We start from the raw sequence: 19705 nt of genomic DNA, 5'->3' as shown, positions 1-19705 counted from the left end.
CGCGTTTTGGATGCGGATCAGATGTGCAGCGCCCGCCCGTACGCATCCAGCACGCTTTCATGCATCATTTCCGACAGGGTCGGGTGCGGGAAGACCGTGTGCATCAGCTCGGCCTCGGTGGTCTCCAGCTGACGCGCCACGGCATAGCCCTGGATCAGCTCGGTGACCTCGGCGCCGACCATGTGGGCGCCCAGCAGCTCGCCGGTCTTCGCGTCGAACACGGTCTTCACCAGGCCCTGATCGTCGCCCAGGGCAATCGCCTTGCCATTGCCCACGAAGGGGAAACGGCCGACCTTCACTTCGTGCCCCGCCTCCTTCGCCTTCGCTTCGGTCAGGCCGACAGAAGCGATCTGCGGATGGCAATAGGTGCAGCCCGGGATATTGCCGGTCTCGAAGGCGTGCACGTCCAGGCCGGCGATCTTCTCCACGCAGACCACGCCTTCGTGCGAGGCCTTGTGCGCCAGCCAGGGCGGTCCGGCAACATCGCCGATGGCATAAAGCCCCTTCACATTCGTGCGGCCGAAACCGTCATTGACGACATGGCCCTTCTCGATCTTCACGCCGAGCTCTTCCAGGCCGAGATTCTCGACATTGCCGACAATGCCGATGGCCAGGATGACCTTTTCGACCTCGATCGTCTCGGTCTTGCCCTTCGACGTCTTCACGCTGACCTTCGCCGTCTTGCCCGACGTGTCGAGCTTTTCGACCTGGGCGCCGGTCATCAGCGTCATGCCCTGCTTCCTGAAGCTCTTGGCGGCGAAGGCGGAGATCTCCTCGTCCTCGACCGGCAGCACGCGATCCATCATTTCGACGACCGTCACATCGGCGCCCATCGTGTTGTAGAAGCTGGCAAACTCGATACCGATCGCGCCGGAACCGATGACCAGGACGGACTTCGGCATGCTCTCGGGCACCATGGCCTCGCGATAGGTCCAGATCTTGTCGCCATCGGGCTCGAGACCGGCTTGCGGCACAGTGCGCGCCCGGGCGCCCGTCGCCAGGATGACGTGCTTGGCGGTATAGCTGTCCTTGCCGACGACGACCTTGGGGGCCTCGCCGCCCTTGGCCAGTTTCGCTTCGCCTTCGATCACCTGGATCTTGTGCTTCTTCATCAACATGCCGACACCGCCGGAGAGGCGGCCCGCGACATCGCGCGAGCGCTTGACGATCGCCTTGACGTCATAGCCGATCTTCTCGGCCGACAGGCCGAAATCCCTGGCATGCTGCATCAGGTGATAGACTTCCGAGGTCCGCAGCAGCGCCTTGGTGGGGATACAGCCCCAGTTGAGACAGATCCCGCCCAGATGCGCGCGCTCGACAACCGCCGTCCTGAAACCCAGCTGGGAAGCCCGGATCGCGGCGACATAGCCGCCAGGTCCGCCGCCGATCACGATCACGTCGAATGCGTTGGAGCTCATGCGGAGACCTCATTTGTTTGCATGCGAAATAAACCCCGGACCGGGAGTCGCGATATACCGGCTGCTCACTTTGCGATCAATGGGAGAGCCGGGCAGATCACCTAGAGATCCGTGATCATCTGGGTCAGATCGCTGTCCGGATTGTCGCCGGTATTCACCACACCGGCGCGTTCGATCAGCATCATGTGAACTTTCTCGGTCTGTGCGACCGGCCGGTGCCGCACGCCCTTGGGGATCACACACATCTCGCCCGGTCCCAGAATGACCGGATCGGCGCTCTCGATCTCGATCTTCAGGATGCCGCGCGTGACGAGAAAGAACTCGTCCTCTTCCAGATGTGCATGCCAGTCGAACGCCCCTTCGGCCTTCGCCAGCTTGATCTCGTAATTGTCCAGCTTGGCCACCCGGCGCGGCGCCCAGGCGTCCTTGAACTGGCTGTGTTTTTCCGCCAACGAGATGACTTCAACAGACATGGCATCCTCCAACCGCCTATATGGCGATGATGTATCAGCCATACCATGTTCTGCACTGAACACAGGAGTCCGCGATGCACGGCGAGACCGATCTTGAAACCCTGCTCAAAGGCCTGTCTGCCCGCCTGCACCCGGGCGTGTGGGCCTTTGCCACCCTGCCGCCCGGCATGCCGGAACCGGCCGGCCTCTCGCCCCTGATGCGCTATGTCGAGGATGAGGGTGTGACGCTCATTGTCGACGCCGCTGCGGCCACCGATGCCGGCCTGGAAACCGTCTTTCCCTGCCGCCGCATCACCCTGCAGATCCATTCAGCACTCGAGGCCGTCGGCTTCATGGCAGCCATCGCGCAGGCACTGGCCGGAGCCGGAATCGGCTGCAATCCGGTGGCGGGCTATTTCCATGACCATCTCTTCGTCCCCGTCGACCGCGCCGAAGACGCCTTGGCCGTTCTCGAACGGCTCTCGGCCGGCTCCGATTTCGATTGACCGCCCGGCCCGCCGGCCCTATCAGCGCGCATCTTCCTCGACAGGTGACACGGCATTGAGCCTTCCTGCCCTGGGCCTGACCGGCCTGCCCGCCTTCAACGCCGACACGCTGTGCGACGATCTCGCCGGACAGGGCTGGTCGGTGTGCCGCCTCGCCGATGCGGACATGCTGGGCGCACTGGCGCAGGAAGCCGAGACCCTCTGGCAGGACTGCGAAATGACCGCTGCCGGTATCGGCCGCGGTGAGGATCACGAGCTTGTCCGCCAGGTCCGGCGCGACAAGACCAGATGGCTCGATGGTTCAAGCCCGGCCCAGACCGCCTATTTCGCCTTTGCCGAAGCGCTGCGCCGCGAGGTGAACTACCGCCTCATGCTGGGCCTGTTCGCCTTCGAGGCCCACTACGCGGTCTACGAACCCGGCGGCTTCTACAAGCGCCACCTGGACAGTTTCCGCGGCGCCCGCAACCGGGTCCTCTCCTCGGTGCTCTACCTCAATCGCGACTGGGACGCCGCCGATGGCGGACATCTGCGCATCTATGCGCCCGACAGCGACCAGGTGCTGGACGAGGTGCGGCCGGAATTCGGCACGCTGGCCGTTTTCCTGTCCGAGGATATCCCGCACGAGGTGATCCCGGCCCGGCGCGAGCGCTTCTCCATCGCCGGCTGGCATCGCTGCAATGATCGCGGCCTCGCACCGGCACTGCAGACCCGGGCACTGCCGATCGCCTAACCTGCCAGCCGGACCAGCATCCACAGGCCCATGCCCAGCATCATCAGGTTTTCGCTCAGCGAGACGAAACCCAGCGGCACATCGCTGCCGCCGCCCATGCAGGCGCATTTCAGCTCGCGCCTGTCGATATAGACGGCCTTGAACACCGATACCGCCCCGATGCCGCCGATGAGGATCGCCACCGGCGCGGCGATCACGGTCAGCGCCCCGGCCAGCATCAGCACGCCCGCCAGCGCCTCGCCGAAAGGATAGAGATAGCCATAGGGCACCCAGCGGCGCGCCAGCAGGTCGTAATTGAGGAACATGGTCGAGAAGCTCTCGACATCGCGCAGCTTCTGCACGGCCAGAAGGCACATGGCGACCGGGATGGCGGATGTCAGCCAGAGCCCGGGATCCAGCCTGCCCAGGGTCAGCCAGCTGACCGCGCCTCCCATCAACGCGGCCATGACGAAAAGCGCAATGACAGACTGGTAGCTGGTCTGCCCCGTCCCCTTCAGGGGATGGCCGAAGAAAGCGCGAAGCGCGTCATAGCCACCGATCCGCTCATCCCCGATAAAGGTCTGGGGCGTGGTCTCGACATCATGCGCGGTCTTGAAGGCGTCGGTCTCCTCGCGCGTTGAGAGGTGATGGTCTTCGACCGTGTACCCGTTGCGCTCCAGCAGCGCCTTCGACTTCAGGCCGTAGGGGCACACATGGTCCGGCATCACCATGCGGTAGAGACGGGCGGTCTTTGCGGCGGCCGGCGTATCGGTCGCAATCATTGCAGCCTCGCTGTCTGCTTCCAGAGGATGCAACGCAAGGCCCGGCGCAGCGTTCCAAAGCACAAAAAAGCCCCGGCCAGCTTGGCCGGGGCTTTCCAGTTTCTCAGGTGCGCCCTGCCCTAGCTTGCCAGGAAGGCCAGCAGGAGGAGTGCCACGATATTGGTGATCTTGATCATCGGGTTCACAGCCGGACCGGCCGTGTCCTTGTAGGGATCGCCCACCGTATCGCCGGTCACGGAGGCCTTGTGGGCTTCCGAACCCTTGCCGCCATGATGGCCGTCCTCGATATACTTCTTGGCATTGTCCCAGGCGCCGCCGCCGACGGTCATCGAGACCGCGACGAAGAGGCCGTTGACGATCACGCCGAGCAGCATCGCACCGACGGCTGCCAGGGCCTGGGCCTGGCCGGCAATCAGGTTGATGGCGAAATAGAGCACGATCGGCGAGAGCACCGGCAGGAGCGACGGCACGATCATCTCGCGGATCGCCGCCTTGGTCAGGATGTCCACCGCCCTGCCGTAATCCGGCTTGGCCTTGAACTCCATGATGCCCGGGATCTCCTTGAACTGGCGGCGCACCTCGGCAACGACCGCGGTCGCAGCCCGGCCCACAGCCATCATCGACATGCCGCCGAAGAGGTAGGGCAAAAGTCCGCCGAACAGGAGGCCGACGATCACATAGGGGTTCTCGAGCGAGAAGTCCGGCTCGATCCCCAGGAGGTGTTCGACATCGGTCGTGTAGGCGGCAAAGAGCACCAGTGCGCCCAGGCCGGCAGAGCCGATGGCATAGCCCTTGGTGACGGCTTTCGTGGTGTTGCCGACCGCATCCAGCGTGTCGGTGGTTTCCCGCACCGAGTCGTCCAGACCCGCCATTTCCGCAATACCGCCGGCGTTGTCGGTGACCGGGCCGAAAGCATCGAGCGCAACGATCAGACCGGCCAGGGCCAGCATGGTCGTCACCGAGATGGCGATCCCGAACAGGCCGGCCAGGGTGTAGGTGCCCAGAATGCCGCCGATGATGATCAGCGCCGGCAGGGCGGTGGACTCCAGCGATACGGCCAGCCCCTGGATCACATTGGTGCCGTGACCGGATTCCGACGCCAAGGCGACGGATTTCACGGGCCGGTAGCCGGTGCCGGTATAGTATTCGGTCACCCAGATGATGGCCGCCGTCACGACAAGGCCGATGAGGCCGGAGATGAACAGGTTCATGCCCGTGATCATCTTGCCGTTCACTTCGGCAATTTCGCCCATGCCGATCGTGAAGTTCGTGACCAGCCACAAACCGCCGATGGACAGGATGCCCGCCACGATGAGGCCCTTGTAGAGCGCGCCCATCACATTGGTGCCCTTGCCCAGGCTGACGAAGAAGGTGCCGATGATCGAGGTGACGATGCACACAGCGGCAATCGCCAGCGGGTAGAGCACCATCTGCGAGGCCAGGCCGCCGGTGAAGAAGATCGCCGCGAGCACCATGGTGGCGACCACGGTCACCGCATAGGTTTCGAACAGGTCGGCCGCCATGCCGGCACAGTCGCCGACATTGTCGCCGACATTGTCGGCGATCGTCGCGGCGTTGCGCGGATCGTCTTCCGGGATCCCGGCTTCGATCTTGCCGACCATGTCGCCGCCGACATCCGCACCCTTGGTGAAGATGCCGCCGCCCAGACGGGCAAAGATCGAGATCAGCGAAGCGCCGAAGCCGAGCGCCACCAGGGAGTCGATGATGATACGGCCGGAGGCCCCCTCACCGAGGACCAGTCCCATCGGGCCGGTCAGCACCCAGTAATAGCCGGCGACCCCCAGGAGGGCCAGGCCTGCCACAAGCATCCCCGTGACCGCGCCGGAGCGGAAGGCTACCGCCAGGCCTGCTGCAAGGCTCGTGCTGGCAGCCTGCGTGGTGCGCACATTCGCCCGCACCGAGACCAGCATGCCGATAAAGCCGGCCGCGCCGGACAGGACCGCGCCGATGGCGAAGCCCAGGGCGACCTGCCAGCCCAGAAAGACCGCGATCAGGATACAGACGACGATGCCGACAATGGCGATGGTGGTATATTGGCGCTTGAGATACGCGTTCGCGCCTTCCTGGATGGCCGATGCGATCTCCTGCATCTTCTCGGTCCCTGCGCTCGCCGCCATCAGACGCTGCGTCTGGACGACGCCGTAGATGATGGCAAGGACAGCGGCCCCAATGGCCAATAAAAGCATGTTCATGGCTTCCAGCCCCGTTTTATGACTTCTCTCTGGTCACGAAAGGATAGGGGGAAGCATACGCGTGAGAACCACGCGATCCGCCTGCATGTCCCCCGCTTCTTCTTGTTATTGTTAAGGGGACTATGCCCAAGTCATGAGGGCGGCGCAACATGCGAACTTTGGATTTCGAAATCCAATACTTACCGCAGTTGCGAAGAAGTTCTAGCGCATCAGCAGGCGCGTGTCGGAGCTGCGAATCTCGATGTGGTCGATCGCATTGGCGCCATACTGTTCGCGCAGCACCTCGGACCAGACCTCTTCGGCCCGGGCAATATCGAGTTGCTGGCCGTCCGCCCGGCTGACCGGGATGCGGTAGGCGGCCCGCACGAGCGCATCCAGCGCGTAGTGCGCATTCTCCTGCATCGACCAGACATTCTGGCCGTCCGCCGCACGCACCCGCACATGGACATAGGCAAAGCCCGTCAGGCGTCCGTCGCGCGACAGGGGTGCCACGAGGGCCGGCAGGTTGAAGGCGCGCGGATCGTCGTCCACCTCGTCTTCCTCGCCGGCATAGCTGTCGCCATGATCTTCCTCGTCCTCGACCGTGCGGTTGAAGACCAGGAGAAAGCGATTGCCATTACCGCCGCCGGACGATCCGTGACCGCCATTGCCGCCACCACCACCGCCGCCTCCGCCCCCGAGGGCGAAGGCCCCGGATTGCAGGGCAAGGGTCAGGATCGCGGCAAGCAGAAGACGCATGGGATCAGCTCCAGTCGCCGTCACCCTGCCAGAGACGCCTCAAAAATGCGTAAATCCGGCCCGGTCAATCTTCACGGGTTGTCCGTCCGGTCCCAGACAGGTCACGCCCTCGCCTGCCACCGCGCGGCCGATCCGCGTCACCGGTGCATCGAGCGACAGGGACTCTATCTCTGCCCGCCGCGAGGCCGGTGCGGTGAAGAGGAGTTCGTAATCGTCGCCGCCGCTCAGCAAGCGGCCCAGACCGCCCTCTTCGCCCGCATCGAGCCAGGCCCGCGCCGGCACCGACAGCGGCACCCGATCTGCGGATATCTCGAGCGCCAGCCCGCTCGTTTCTGCGATATGGGCCGCATCGGCCAGGAGACCGTCGGAAATATCGATCGCGGAGGTCGCGATTCCCCTGAGGGCCAGACCGGCCGCCAGGCGCGGCGTCGGGTGGGTATAGCGCGACACCAGCTCCGCCGGAGCGCCGGTTTCCCCCTCGAGCGACGCCAGTCCCAGCACGGCATCGCCGATCGTGCCCGTCACCCAGACATCATCGCCCGCAATGGCACCGGAACGTAGCAGCGATGTCCCATCTGTGACGCATCCAAGGAGCGTCAATGTCACTGTCATGGGGCCGGGTGTGGACGTTGTGTCACCGCCCAGAAGCACCAGGCCGAACCGGTCCTGCTCGTCCGCCAGCGCCGCCACGAATTCATCCCGCCAGCGCGGATCGATCCCGCGCGGCCAGCTCAGCGCACTGAGATAACCCAACGGCTGAGCGCCCATCGCAGCAAGATCCGACACGTTGGAGCGCATGGCGCGTGCCGCCGCGACTGCGGCGCCGTCATCCACCCTGAAATGTACGCCCGCGACCAGCGTGTCGCAGGCCAGCACCAGCTGCTGCCCCGCAGGCACATCAAGCACGGCCGCGTCGTCGCGCAGGCCGAGAGCGGCCGCATGGTTCCGGGTCAGCGGTCCCAAGCGTGTCCGGATGAAATCGAACTCGCCGCCGGACACCATGATCAGAATTCGTCCGGACGCGCCTGGCGGGCACAGCGGTCGAGCGCTGCATTGACGAATTTCGGTTCGGAACCCTCGAAAAAGGCATTGGCGACATCGACATACTCGTCGATCACCACACGCGCCGGGACATCCTTGCGCTGGAAGAGCTCATAGCCGGCGACGCGCAGGATGGCGCGCACCGTGGCGTCCAGCCGTTCCATGCGCCAGCCATCAGCGAGCAGGCCGTCGATCGCCGGATCGACCACGGCCTGGCGCTCCACGACGCCGGATACGAGCGAGTCGAAGAAGTCCTCATCGGCCTCGACGAATTCCTCGCCCTCGCCGGCTGCACCGAAACGGTGGTCGCGGAACTCGCGGATGACCGTGCTGGCACCCCGTCCGCCGATTTCCATCTGGTACAGCGCCTGAACGGCGGCCAGACGGGCCGCACGGCGCAGACGCGCACGGGCCTCGGACGGCGTTTCCCTGGATTTTTGCGGTGCGCTCATTTCGCACTCCCGAAGCGGTCGCGCAGCGCAATCAGCGCCAGGGCTGCATTCGCTGCATCCGCACCCTTGTTCTTGTCGACGGCCCGCTTGAGGGCCTGGGCACGGTTCTCGACGGTCAGGATACCATTTCCGGCGATCACACCGTTGAGATTCAGCTCCATCAGGCCGCGCGCGCTTTCGGTGCAGACATAATCATAGTGCGTCGTCTCACCGCGAATGACACAGCCCAGGGCGACATAGCCGTCAAAATCCGCCTCGGCGATCTCGGCCTGGACGATAGCGCCCGGGATTTCCAGCGCACCGGGAACCTCGACCAGTTCGGCCGTGGCGCCGGCCACCTCGGCGGCCCCTTTTGCGCCCTTGATCAGCGCATCGGCAATATCGCGGTAGAAGGTCCCCGCGACAATCAGGAGTTTGGGGGCGCTCATGCGCTAGTCCTCCGGAAAATGGCGCTCTTCGCGCACGCTCAGCCCGTAACCCTCCAGGCCGACAATCGTGTGCGGCTTGGTGGAGAGCAGGATCATTTCTTTCACGCCCAGGTCCAGCAGGATCTGGGCACCGACACCATACTCGCGCAGGCGCTGGGCCTCGCGCTCATCGTCCGCCTTCACGGGCTTGGCGCCCAGGCGCTCCATGATCGCGGTGTGGGAAGTCTCGCGGATAAAGACCATCACCGACGGGCCCTCGGCAGTCGCGATCGCACGGATACCGGCCTCGACCAGTTCGCCGCGCGGACCTTCCTCGTGCAGCACGTCATCCACGAAGGACACCTTGTGCATGCGCACCGTGGTCGGCTGGGCGTGCGACGGCTCGCCCTTGACCAGCGCGACATGCTCGGCGCCATCGATCGTGTTGCGGAAGACGATCAGTTTCAGCGGACCGCCATGCCGGCTGGTGAAACCGGTCTCCAGACGCCGCTCGATGAAGCGGTCATTGCGGCGGCGATAGGCGATCAGGTCGGCAATCGTGCCGATCTTCAGCCCGTGCAGCTGGGCAAAGGCGACGAGGTCGGACAGCCGCGCCATCGTGCCGTCTTCATTCATGATCTCGCAGATCACGCCGGCCGAACCGGCGCCCGCCAGCCGGGCAACATCGACGGAGGCTTCGGTGTGGCCGGCGCGGACCAGAACCCCGCCATCGCGCGCCACCAGCGGGAAGACATGTCCCGGTGTCGCGATATCGTCCGCGCCCTTGGACGGGTCGGTCGCGACCTCGATGGTGCGGGCACGGTCATGGGCGGAAATGCCGGTGGTGACACCCTCGCGCGCCTCGATGGAGGTCGTGAAGGCCGTCTGGTGGCGCGAGCGATTGTCCGACGCCATCAGCTTGAGCCCGAGATGCGCGATCCGCTCCTGATCCATTGCCAGGCAGATCAGGCCACGGCCATGCTTGGCCATGAAGTTGATCGCGTCCGGCGTCGCGAACTTGGCGGGGATGACGAGGTCGCCCTCGTTCTCGCGGTCCTCCGCATCGACCAGGATGAACATCCGGCCATTGCGGGCGTCCTCGATGATGTCCTCGATCGGGGACAGGGGAATATCGCTCTCGCTCACGCGGGGGTCTCCGAAAACTCGTTCAGGCGCGCGGCGTAGCGCGCCATCGTGTCGACCTCAAGATTGACGCGCGCGTCTTTTTGCAGCCCGCCCAGCGTCGTGACCTCGGCGGTGTGCGGAATAATCATCAGATCGAAGGTGGTGCGGGTGACTTCATTCACCGTCAGGGACACGCCGTCGACCGTGATCGATCCCTTTTTCGCAATGAATTTGTTGAGGTTTTCCGGCGGCTCGACGGTGAAGACCAGCCACTCGCCCTCCTCGCGCCGCTCGACGATCCTGCCGACACCGTCCACATGCCCCGTCACGAGATGTCCGCCCAGCTCGTCACCCATTTTCAGTGCGCGCTCGAGATTGACCGTTCCGCCCTCACTCCAGGCGCTCAACGTCGTCAGACGCAGGGTCTCCGGCGAGACCTCGACCGTATACCAGCCGCCCTCGCCCCATTCGCCCTTGTCGACCACGGTCAGACATACGCCGGCATGGGCGATGGAGGCCCCCATATCGATCGTGTCCGGCTTCCAGGGCGCCTCGATATCGAAGCGGCGCACCTCATTGCCGGTTATGTTTCGGATACGGCCCCTGGCCGTGACGATACCGGTGAACATCAGCGGATCCGTTCGTAGCTTTCCTGCAGGTCGGCACCGCGTTCGCGGATACCGGTGCGCTTGAAGATGGGGGCCGCCTCCAGCGTCTCAAGGCCGAGGGCTGCGACGACCGGCAGGCCGTCACCGCCCAGCATCACGGGCGCGCGAAACCATTCGATCCGGTCGACCAGATCGGCCGCGATGGCCGCGGCGGCGATCTGTGCGCCAGCCTCGATCATCACCGTATTGTACCGGGCAACCGCCCGCGCCAGGTCGCGATGCGGGACCAGCGTCACCGAACGGCCCGCCTCCGCGAACACGGCCGCATCGCTGGGGGTGCGGTCCCGGCTGTCCATGATCACGACATCGGGCTGGCGGTCGCAGCCGCCTTCCGGCCGCGCCGTGAGACGCGGATTGTCGGCGAGAACGGTGCCGATACCGGTCAGGATCGCCTCGTGCGCCGCGCGCATGCGATGCACCTCGGCCCGGCTCTCGGGGCCCGTGATCCATTGCGACGCGCCATTGGCCAGGGCAATCCGCCCGTCCAGCGAGGTTGCCAGTTTCAGGGTGACACGCGGACGCGCCGCGCCGGTCATTCGTCGTCGTCAGCCGACACGCCCTTGCTGGCGGTCAGATGCTCGTCGGTGATGAATTCGCGGAAATCCTCGACCTTGTGGAAGTCCTTGTAGACCGAGGCATAGCGGACATAGGCCACCGCATCGAGCCCTTTGAGGCCTTCCATCACCAGCTCGCCGACCCGGTCGGACGTGACATCGGTCTCGCCGGTCGACTCCAGCCGCCGGACAATGCCCGAGATCATCTGGTCGATACGGTCCGGTTCGATATTCCGCTTCTGCATCGCCAGCTGGATCGACCGGTTCAGCTTCTCGCGGTCGAACGGCACGCGCCGGCCCGACTTCTTGAGCACGGTCAGCTCGCGCAGCTGCACGCGCTCGAACGTGGTGAAACGGGCCGCGCAGGACGGACACTGGCGACGGCGACGGATGGCATTCCCGTCCTCTGCAGGACGGGAATCCTTAACCTGGGTATCGGGATGACCGCAAAAAGGACAACGCATCCGGTCAGTTTAGGCCAGTTCCGGGTAGATGGGGAAGCGTGCGGTCAGTGCTTTGACCTCGTCGCGCACAGCGGCCTCGATTTCGGCATTGCCGTCCGGGTTGTCGACCAGCGCGTCGAGCACCCGGACCATCATCTGGCCGATCTGGGTGAACTCGGCCTCGCCGAAGCCGCGCGTGGTGCCGGCCGGCGAGCCGACACGCAGGCCGGATGTGACGGTCGGCTTTTCCGGATCGAAGGGCACGCCATTCTTGTTGCAGGTGATATAGGCCCGCTCGAGCGCCTGCTCGGCCGCATTGCCCTTCAAGCCCTTGGGACGCAGGTCGACCAGCGCGAGATGGCTGTCCGTACCGCCGGAGACGATGGCATAGCCACCATCGATGATCGCCTGGGCCATGGCCCGGCAATTGACGATGACCTGGCTCGCATAGTCCTTGAAGTCCGGCTGCAGCGCCTCGCCGAAGGCCACGGCCTTGCCGGCGATGACATGCATCAGCGGACCGCCCTGCAGGCCCGGGAAGATCGCCGAATTGATCTTCTTGCCCAGCTCCTCGTCGTTCGACAGGATCATGCCGCCGCGCGGACCGCGCAGCGTCTTGTGCGTGGTCGTGGTGACGACATGAGCATACGGCAGCGGGTTGGGATAGCTGCCCCCGGCCACCAGGCCGGCAAAGTGCGCCATGTCGACAAGCAGGTAAGCACCGACCTCGTCGGCAATGCTGCGGAATTCCGCGAAATCAATCTCGCGCGGATAGGCCGAGCCGCCGGCCACGATCAGCTGCGGCTTGACCTCGTTGGCCTGCTTGCGCAGCGCGTCGTAATCGATCCGGGCATCCTCCTCGCGCACGCCATAAGCGTGGGCCTCGAACCATTTGCCCGACAGGTTGGGACGCGCGCCATGGGTCAGGTGACCACCGGCATCCAGCGACATGCCCAGGATCCTGTCGCCCGGCTTGAGCAGCGCCAGGAAGACACCCTGGTTCGCCTGGCTGCCGGAATTCGGCTGGACGTTGACATAGGCCGCACCGAACAGCGCCTTGGCGCGCTCGATGGCCAGGGTCTCGACCACATCGACATGCTCGCAACCGCCATAATAGCGGCGGCCGGGATAGCCCTCGGCATACTTGTTTGTCAGCGGCGAACCCTGTGCTTCCAGGACAGCGCGCGAGACGATGTTCTCGGAGGCGATCAGCTCGATCTGCTGTTGCTGGCGCTGAATCTCGGCGTGGATCGCATGGGCCACTTCACGGTCGGATTCGACGATGGAGCGGGAAAAGAACGGGGTGTTGGCGCCCGTTTCGGCCTGATTGTCCGGCATGACGACTCCTTACTCGGCTGCCCCGTGTGATAAGGCCCGCTCCCGTGCGACACAAGCCGGGTTTTCCGCCCTGCAGCGCAGATTTTCCGCCATCGTCTCAATTTGAGATTATTTGAAACTGCTGCAACCAACTGCTCCGGCACAAATGTTATTTGCCGCTTGAGCTTGAACTTCACATTGCCACATAATATCCAACATCCATCGATAATTTGAATCGGGCCACTATTCCGGCCCTGCCGCCCCCGAACGTTTGAAGGTTTGATCATGGCAGATGACAATTTCCCCGAAATCGACAAGGAAGAACTCCTGCGCATGACGACGGACGTCGTCGCCTCCTATCTGTCCCACAATTCCATGCCGGCCGAGCATGTTCCCGATCTGATCAAGTCGGTACATGCGACCATGAAGGACGTGTCGGAAACGACGGTGAAGCAGGAGCCGAAAACGAAGCCGGCCGTAGCCGTATCGAAGTCGGTGAGCGACGATTACATCGTCTGTCTGGAAGACGGCAAGAAGCTGAAAATGCTGAAGCGCTATCTGCGCTCGCAATACAACATGTCGCCGGACGACTATCGCCGCAAATGGAACCTGCCGTCGGATTATCCGATGGTCGCGCCGGCCTATTCGCGCAAGCGCTCGCAGTTTGCCAAGGATATCGGCCTGGGACGCGGCAAGAAGGACGGCTGATCTTCCGTTCGGATATCACACACGAATACCACGGCCGGACCCTGTGTCCGGCCGTTTTTCATTGTCTGCATTGCGTGAGAGTTTCCACTCGACCTTCGCCCGGGCAAGCGCGTCGATCTCCTGGCGCGGCGTGTTGCGGGGAACCTGGAAAACCAGCTCCTCGCCCGTCTCGGCGTCGATCGCAGCGACCCGGAGTGCCTGCCCGATCGCCATCACCTCAATGTAGATCTCACGACCGGACATCGCCGCTCCAGAATGACCGCCGCCGGATTGTCAGGCGCGGGCCACCCCGGTCTGTTCCGACGCGCGCTGCCAGACATCGTCCAGCGCCTCGATCAGCGTGTCGAACATTGCGTCCGTGTGCAAGGGCGTCGGGGTCAGGCGCAGCCGCTCCGTGCCGCGCGGCACGGTGGGATAGTTGATCGGCTGAACGTAGATGCCGTGATCGTCGAGCAGCATGTCGGAAATGCGCTTGCACAGCACCGGATCGCCGACATGCACCGGCACGATGTGCGTGACGGAGCTTTCCAGCACCGGGAAACCGGCGCCGTTGAGGCGGGCCTTCAGCGTGGCGGCGCGCTCCTGGTGCTGTTCGCGCAGGTGATGCGCGGATTTGAGATACTCCACGCTGGCCCGGGCGCCCGCGGCCAGGGCCGGCGGCAGCGCCGTCGTGAAGATAAAGCCCGGCGCCATCGAGCGGATCGCATCGCAGATCGCCCCGTCGGCGGCGATGTACCCGCCCATCACGCCAAAGGCCTTGCCCAGCGTACCCTCGATGATGTCGACGCGGTGCATCAGACCGTCACGCTCGGCAATGCCGGCGCCACGCAGGCCGTACAGCCCCACCGCATGAACTTCATCGAGATAGGTCAGCGCATTGTATTTCTCGGCCAGGTCGCAGACCGCCTCGATCGGGCCGATATCGCCATCCATCGAATAGACCGACTCGAAGGCGATGACCTTCGGCGCATCGGCCGGTGCCGCAGCCAGCAATTCTTCCAGGTGCGCGACGTCATTGTGGCGCCAGATCCGCTTCTCGCAGCGCGCGCCCTTCACACCTTCGATCATCGAGGCATGGTTCAGTTCGTCGGAGAACATGATCAGCCCCGGCAGGATCTTGCCCAGGGTCGACAGCGTCGCCTCATTGGCAATGTAGCCCGAGGTGAAGAGCAGCGCGCCGTCCTTGCGGTGCAGGTCGGCCAGCGAACGCTCCAGTTCGACATGATAATGGGTCGTGCCGGAGATATTGCGGGTACCGCCGGCGCCGGAACCGACATCGTCGATCGCCTTCTTCATCGACTCGACGACGCAGGGCACCTGGCCCATGCCGAGATAATCGTTCGAGCACCACACCGTCACATCGCGCACATTGCCGTCCGGCGAACGCCAGCGTGCAACGGGGAATTCGCCCTTGCGGCGCAGAAGATCGGCAAACACCCGGTAGCGGCCTTCAGCCTTGACCCGGCGGACCGCGTCCGCGAAGGCGTTCTGATAGTTCATGGGCGGAGCCTTTCTTGATTCTGCAGCCAAAACAGGCCTCGGACCGGGTTTTAGAGGGATTGTTTCCCGACCGCGACAGGACAGAGCGCCGCACCTCAGCAATATTTCACAACAGGCGCCGCACAGCCCTGTTATAGCTGCATCATAACCGACACTTAGGCGCAAAGAAAAGGCGCGGTTTCCGGGGAAACCGCGCCTCGATCCTGGTCAGAGACAGTCACTGCCTACATGCGGAACCGGATGTGATCGGCCCAGAAGCGTTCAATACGGGTCAGCGCCGTATTCACCGCCGGCAACTGGTCCACCTCAACGCCGCCGACCGGCGACAGCGCCGTGCCCTGGCGGGCGAAGAGCGTGTTCAGCCGGGCGCGGACGGCATGACCTGTTTCGGTCAGGCTGACGCGGACCGAACGGCGGTCGACTTCCGAGCGCTCGTGGCGGATATAACCGGCATCGACGAGCTTCTTGAGATTGTAGGAGACGTTGGAGCCGAGATAGTGACCGCGCGTACGCAGTTCGCCAGCGGTCAGTTCCTGGTCACCGATATTGAAGAGCAGCAGCGCCTGGACCGAGTTCAGATCGTCCAGCCCCTCGCGATCGAGCTCATCCTTCACCACATCCAGGAGCTGCCGGTGCAGGCGCTCCACGAGTTGAAGAAGCTCGAGATATTCCATGTTCGGCGCCGCATCCGGCGCCATGTTTTCTGCCATGACCATTTGACCACTCCACCCGATCTTTTTCGATCTTGTGAGCGGAGCCTAGCGGCAAAGGGCAAAAATCCCCTTAACGGGACGCAATCCGTTGCGGACGGCGGCGCGCTGCCCGCTGCCGGACGCGTTGGCAGGCCTTGAAAACCCTCAGAATCTGGGTCCGCCGGCTAATCGCCCCAGCTGCCGTCGAGCAGCTTGTAGATGCCGGAGAAGTCCGACGCGCCGCCACCGAGATTGTCGAACATGGCGTAGAGCGCTTCAGCCTGGGCACCCAGCGGCGTCGCCGCACCGGCGGTCTGGGCGGCATCCTGGGCAAGCTTGAGATCCTTCAGCATCATCGCCGTGGCAAAACCCGGCTTGTAGCCATTGTTTGCCGGCGTGGTCGGGATCGGCCCCGGCACCGGGCAATAGCTGGTCATCGACCAGGACTGGCCGGACGCCCTGGACGAGATGTCGAAGAATTTCTGCGCATCCAGACCCAGCTTGTCGGCCAGCGCAAAGGCCTCGCACGTGCCGATCATGGTGATGGCGAGCAGCATGTTGTTGCAGATCTTGGCCGCCTGCCCGGCGCCCAGATCGCCGGCCCGCAGCACCGCCTTGCCCATCGCATCAAGGAAGACCTCGGCGGCCGCGAAATCGGCTTCCGATCCGCCGACCATGAAGGTCAGCGTGCCGCCCTGGGCCGCCGCCACACCGCCGGAAACCGGCGCGTCGACAAAGCGGAAGCCCTTCTCCACCGCCAGCCCGCCGACATGCCGCGCACTGGCAACGTCGATGGTCGAGCAGTCCATGAACAGCGTACCGGGCGCCGCAGCGCCGAAAATCTCGCCCTCATAGACCGCGCGCACATGCTTGCCCGCCGGCAGCATCGTCACCACGGCTTCCGCCGCCGCGACCGCATCGCCAGCCGACGCAGCGGCGCTGGCGCCACTGTTCACGGCGTGCGCGACGGCATCGGCGCTGAGATCGAAGGCCAGCACTTCATGTCCGGCCTTCACCAGATTGGCCGCCATGCCCGATCCCATGTTTCCAAGACCGATAAAGGCAATCTTCGCCATCACTGCTTCTCCCGTGGAATTGTCTCGCTGGACCGGCGCTATTCGCCGAGGAATGTCATTTCATGGTCGCTGTCGAGCGGCGCAAAGGCGGCCTCGATCGCCGCATCGTCGACCTCGGCCACCGTCGCCGGCGACCATTTCGGCGCGTGATCCTTGTCGATGATCACGGCGCGCACGCCTTCGTAGAAATCCGTGCCTGTCAGGCACCAGCTGGACACGCGCAGATCCTGGCGCATCACATCCTCGAAGCTGAGATCCCCGCCCCTGCGCAGGCAGGCCAGGGTCAGTTTCAGCGCCGTCGGCGACTTGCTGGCGATGATCTGGGCCTGCTTGGCCGACCAGCTGTCGCCCGCGCCCTCGATCCGCGCCACGATGTCCTCGACCCGGTCGCCGGCAAAGGCGGCGTCAATCAGGCCACGCGTATGCGCCAGCTCGCTGTCGCCGGGATCGCCGGAGAATTCCTCCAGCAGAACCTCCAGCGCGTCCTCGTCGGACAGGTCCGCCGCCTCCAGCGCCGCGATCAGCGCTTCGGTCTGGCCGGAGGGGCAGTAATGCGTTGCCAGGCCCGCCGCGATGCAGTCCGGCGCCTTCAGGCGTGCCCCCGTCAGCCCCATCCAGGTGCCGATCTCGCCGGCCAGGCGCGGCAGGAAATAGGCGCCGCCGACATCCGGGTGAAAGCCGATCCCGGTTTCCGGCATGGCGAACACCGTGCGATCGCCGGCCACCCGGTGCGAGCCGTGCACCGACACGCCGACACCGCCCCCCATGGTGATGCCGTCGATCAGGGCGACATAGGGTTTGGGATAGTGATGGATCAGCGTGTTGAGCCTGTATTCGTCGCGCCAGAACAGCCAGGCCCGGTCATCACCGGCCTTGCCCGAATTGTGCAGCTGGAGAATGTCGCCGCCGGCGCAGAAGCCCTTCTCGCCGGCCCCGTCGACCACGACCGCCTTGACCGCGTCATCGTCCTTCCAGGCCTCCAGCGCCTCGATCATGGCAAGGCACATGCCATGGGTCAGCGCGTTGAGCGCCTTGGGACGGTTCAGCGTGATACGGCCCACCTGGCCGGTCTTGCGGGCGATGATTTCCGGTTCGTCGGTCATGGGCGCAGGCCTCTTTGTCTTACTCACTGATGCGCTGTTTAGGCCGGACGCCGCCGGCATCCAAGACCGCGTCTGCGGCCTATTCGGTATCGCCGTAGAATTCGCGCATCACCCAGTCGCCATCCTTCCATTCCGGCTCCAGGGCCGCGAACACCAGGCCGACCCAGCCAAAGCGCGGATCGTTGGATTCCCCGGCCAGCGCCTCGTCATGCTGCAGCGGCACCCAGCACACCAGGTCGCCGGCATCCAGCCCCTTCTGCGGGGCTCCGATGGTGCGCGAGAAGACGATGAAACCGCCGTCCCCGGACGCCACTTTCAGCATCACATTGGCGTTGCCGTCGCTGTCGAAGGCGAGCGGCGCGTCCGAACCGAACTCGCTGCGCGCATCCAGGATGATGGCCGGCAGCGGCTGCTCCGGCGCGAGAACGGTATTCAGCTCGTCGCAGGCCGCCTGGAACGCGGCCTCGCTGGTCTCGAAGGCCCGGTTCGACAGGCCAGGCTGGTTTTCCTCGGCGATGATACTCTCCTGCTTCAGCTCGGCCTATTTCAGCTCATCTTTCGCGATGATGACGCGCATGATCTCGTTCGTGCCCTCCAGGATCTGGTGGACGCGCAGGTCACGCACGATCCGCTCGAGCGGATAATCCTTGAGGTAGCCGTAGCCGCCATGCAGCTGCAAGGCCTGATTGGCGACGTCGAAACACGTATCCGTCGCGAACCGCTTGGCCATGGCGCAATACTTGGCCGCAGACGGATCGCCGGCATCGACCGAGGCCGCGGCGCGGTAGAGCATCAGGCGCGACGCCTCCAGCTCGGTCGCCATGTCGGCCAGCCTGAACTGGGTCACCTGGAACTGCGACAGTTCGCGGCCGAACTGCTTGCGGGTGCCGACATAGGCCTTGGCCACCTCGAACGCCTCGGTCGCGCCGCCCAGCGAACAGGCGCCGATATTGATGCGGCCGCCATTCAGCCCCTTCATCGCCAGGGTGAAACCCATGCCCTCTTCGGCGAGCAGGTTCTCCGCCGGCACACGGCAATCCTCGAAATTGACGATGCGCGTCGGCTGGGCATTCCAGCCCATCTTCTTCTCATTGGCACCGAAGGAGAGGCCCGGCGTGTCCTTTTCCACCACGATGGTCGAGATGCCCTTGGGCCCCTCGCCGCCCGTGCGGCACATGACGACGTAATAGTCGGACGTGCCCGCGCCGGAGATGAAGGCCTTGGCGCCGTTGAGCACGTAGTGATCGCCGTCGCGCACGGCCCTGGTCTTCAGACTGGCCGCATCCGAGCCCGCACCCGGTTCGGTGAGACAGTAGGACGCGATCTTCTCCATCGTCATCATCTGCGGCAGGAAGCGCTGGCGCTGGTCCTCATTGCCCCAGGTGTCGATCATCCAGGCGCACATATTGTGGATCGACAGGAAGGCCGCCGTGGCGACACAGCCGCGCGACAATTCCTCGAAAATGAGTGCGGCATCGAGACGCGTCAGATTGGAGCCGCCGACATCCTCGCGCGTGTAGATACCGGCAAAGCCGAGCTCGGCCGCCTCGCGCATCACCTCGACGGGGAAGTGCTTTTCCTCGTCCCAGCGGGCCGCATTGGGCTTGAGACGGTCTTCGGCGAATTTTCTCGCCATGTCGCGAATGAGGGTCTGATCTTCTGTAAGAGCGAAATGCACCGCAGCGCTCCTGTTGCTTATATGGTCCTGTGGAGACAAATTTTGCCGAAGCGATCTGGAACGGAGCCGTAACGCGGGCTGACGCGCACGGCAAGTTCGATAACGCACACCCCGGCCGTCATT

Annotated in this window: 23 protein-coding genes; 3 read left to right on the top strand and 20 right to left on the bottom strand. The window is 64.4% G+C overall.

The genetic code is table 11. The features are described from left to right. Positions 1 to 17: 17 nt before the first annotated feature. Complete coding sequence (gene lpdA / locus PKE71_RS08580) at positions 18 to 1418, bottom strand: dihydrolipoyl dehydrogenase (protein ID WP_271186552.1); 1401 nt, start codon at positions 1416 to 1418, stop codon at positions 18 to 20. 101 nt (positions 1419 to 1519) lie between these two features. Beyond that, a complete protein-coding gene (locus PKE71_RS08575; RefSeq protein ID WP_271186551.1) occupies positions 1520 to 1891 on the bottom strand; it encodes a cupin domain-containing protein in 372 nt (123 codons plus the stop codon). Positions 1892 to 1965: 74 nt separating this feature from the next. Between PKE71_RS08575 and PKE71_RS08570 the strand changes: the two genes are divergently transcribed. Next, positions 1966 to 2376, top strand: coding sequence for an ACT domain-containing protein (locus PKE71_RS08570; RefSeq protein WP_271186550.1), 411 nt, complete (start codon positions 1966 to 1968; stop codon positions 2374 to 2376). A gap of 55 nt (positions 2377 to 2431) precedes the next feature. Then, positions 2432 to 3106 carry a 2OG-Fe(II) oxygenase gene (locus PKE71_RS08565; protein WP_271186549.1) on the top strand — a complete coding sequence of 225 codons (675 nt, stop codon included), beginning with the start codon at positions 2432 to 2434 and terminating at the stop codon, positions 3104 to 3106. On the opposite strand, the gene PKE71_RS08560 is transcribed toward PKE71_RS08565, so the two are convergent. The 11 genes from PKE71_RS08560 to glyA all read right to left on the bottom strand — a co-directional run bounded on the left by PKE71_RS08560 (position 3103) and on the right by glyA (position 12846). Then, positions 3103 to 3867, bottom strand: a complete 765-nt coding sequence (locus PKE71_RS08560) for a glutaredoxin (RefSeq protein WP_271186548.1) — start codon at positions 3865 to 3867, stop codon at positions 3103 to 3105. The two genes, PKE71_RS08565 and PKE71_RS08560, sit on opposite strands and share 4 nt — an antisense overlap. Positions 3868 to 3986: 119 nt before the next feature. Continuing rightward, positions 3987 to 6080, bottom strand: a complete 2094-nt coding sequence (locus PKE71_RS08555; RefSeq protein ID WP_373878804.1) for a sodium-translocating pyrophosphatase — start codon at positions 6078 to 6080, stop codon at positions 3987 to 3989. Positions 6081 to 6281: 201 nt separating this feature from the next. Then, positions 6282 to 6818, bottom strand: coding sequence for a hypothetical protein (locus tag PKE71_RS08550; RefSeq protein ID WP_271186546.1), 537 nt, complete (start codon positions 6816 to 6818; stop codon positions 6282 to 6284). A 39-nt stretch (positions 6819 to 6857) separates the two neighbouring features. Next, entirely contained in the window at positions 6858 to 7820 is a 963-nt protein-coding gene (gene thiL / locus PKE71_RS08545; protein ID WP_271186545.1) for a thiamine-phosphate kinase, read from the bottom strand. Between the two features lie 2 nt (positions 7821 to 7822). Further along, on the bottom strand, positions 7823 to 8311 hold the full coding sequence (gene nusB, locus PKE71_RS08540; RefSeq protein ID WP_271186544.1) for a transcription antitermination factor NusB: 489 nt from the start codon (positions 8309 to 8311) through the stop codon (positions 7823 to 7825). Continuing rightward, a complete protein-coding gene (gene ribH / locus PKE71_RS08535) occupies positions 8308 to 8739 on the bottom strand; it encodes a 6,7-dimethyl-8-ribityllumazine synthase (protein ID WP_271186543.1) in 432 nt (143 codons plus the stop codon). Before ribH ends, nusB begins: the two co-directional genes overlap by 4 nt. Before the next feature lie 3 nt (positions 8740 to 8742). Beyond that, a complete protein-coding gene (ribB, locus tag PKE71_RS08530; protein ID WP_271186542.1) occupies positions 8743 to 9864 on the bottom strand; it encodes a 3,4-dihydroxy-2-butanone-4-phosphate synthase in 1122 nt (373 codons plus the stop codon). Next, complete coding sequence (locus PKE71_RS08525) at positions 9861 to 10472, bottom strand: riboflavin synthase (RefSeq protein WP_271186541.1); 612 nt, start codon at positions 10470 to 10472, stop codon at positions 9861 to 9863. Before PKE71_RS08525 ends, ribB begins: the two co-directional genes overlap by 4 nt. Beyond that, on the bottom strand, positions 10472 to 11047 hold the full coding sequence (locus PKE71_RS08520; RefSeq protein WP_271186540.1) for a RibD family protein: 576 nt from the start codon (positions 11045 to 11047) through the stop codon (positions 10472 to 10474). The genes PKE71_RS08525 and PKE71_RS08520 overlap by 1 nt, the downstream gene beginning before the upstream one ends. Continuing rightward, a complete protein-coding gene (nrdR, locus tag PKE71_RS08515; protein ID WP_271186539.1) occupies positions 11044 to 11529 on the bottom strand; it encodes a transcriptional regulator NrdR in 486 nt (161 codons plus the stop codon). Before nrdR ends, PKE71_RS08520 begins: the two co-directional genes overlap by 4 nt. 9 nt (positions 11530 to 11538) lie before the next feature. Further along, on the bottom strand, positions 11539 to 12846 hold the full coding sequence (gene glyA, locus PKE71_RS08510; RefSeq protein WP_271186538.1) for a serine hydroxymethyltransferase: 1308 nt from the start codon (positions 12844 to 12846) through the stop codon (positions 11539 to 11541). Between the two features lie 264 nt (positions 12847 to 13110). Here glyA and PKE71_RS08505 point away from each other — a divergent pair, with 264 nt between their 5' ends. Further along, positions 13111 to 13533, top strand: coding sequence for a MucR family transcriptional regulator (locus tag PKE71_RS08505; protein ID WP_271186537.1), 423 nt, complete (start codon positions 13111 to 13113; stop codon positions 13531 to 13533). A gap of 15 nt (positions 13534 to 13548) precedes the next feature. Here PKE71_RS08505 and PKE71_RS08500 read toward each other — a convergent pair whose 3' ends face one another. The 7 genes from PKE71_RS08500 to PKE71_RS08470 form a co-directional block, all read right to left on the bottom strand. Beyond that, positions 13549 to 13776, bottom strand: coding sequence for a DUF6898 family protein (locus PKE71_RS08500; RefSeq protein WP_271186536.1), 228 nt, complete (start codon positions 13774 to 13776; stop codon positions 13549 to 13551). Between the two features lie 30 nt (positions 13777 to 13806). After that, the gene (gene hemA, locus PKE71_RS08495; RefSeq protein ID WP_271186535.1) at positions 13807 to 15033 is read right to left on the bottom strand and encodes a 5-aminolevulinate synthase; all 1227 of its coding nucleotides are present in this window, start codon (positions 15031 to 15033) and stop codon (positions 13807 to 13809) included. Positions 15034 to 15257: 224 nt separating this feature from the next. Continuing rightward, entirely contained in the window at positions 15258 to 15749 is a 492-nt protein-coding gene (locus tag PKE71_RS08490) for a MarR family winged helix-turn-helix transcriptional regulator (RefSeq protein WP_271186534.1), read from the bottom strand. A gap of 161 nt (positions 15750 to 15910) precedes the next feature. After that, positions 15911 to 16801 (bottom strand): 3-hydroxyisobutyrate dehydrogenase, encoded by an 891-nt coding sequence (mmsB, locus tag PKE71_RS08485; RefSeq protein ID WP_271186533.1) that lies wholly within the window; start codon positions 16799 to 16801, stop codon positions 15911 to 15913. Positions 16802 to 16839: 38 nt separating this feature from the next. Continuing rightward, entirely contained in the window at positions 16840 to 17904 is a 1065-nt protein-coding gene (locus PKE71_RS08480) for an enoyl-CoA hydratase/isomerase family protein (protein WP_271186532.1), read from the bottom strand. 79 nt (positions 17905 to 17983) lie between these two features. Beyond that, the gene (locus PKE71_RS08475) at positions 17984 to 18217 is read right to left on the bottom strand and encodes a hypothetical protein (protein ID WP_271186531.1); all 234 of its coding nucleotides are present in this window, start codon (positions 18215 to 18217) and stop codon (positions 17984 to 17986) included. Positions 18218 to 18445: 228 nt separating this feature from the next. Beyond that, complete coding sequence (locus PKE71_RS08470; RefSeq protein ID WP_271186530.1) at positions 18446 to 19582, bottom strand: isobutyryl-CoA dehydrogenase; 1137 nt, start codon at positions 19580 to 19582, stop codon at positions 18446 to 18448. Positions 19583 to 19705 lie beyond the last annotated feature (123 nt).

Origin of the sequence: Maricaulis virginensis, assembly GCF_027922185.1 — a bacterium.
Classification (GTDB): Bacteria; Pseudomonadota; Alphaproteobacteria; order Caulobacterales; family Maricaulaceae; genus Maricaulis; species Maricaulis virginensis.
The sequence above is the reverse complement of the archived record's forward strand: the minus strand, read 5'-3'. Positions and strand labels throughout refer to the sequence as shown.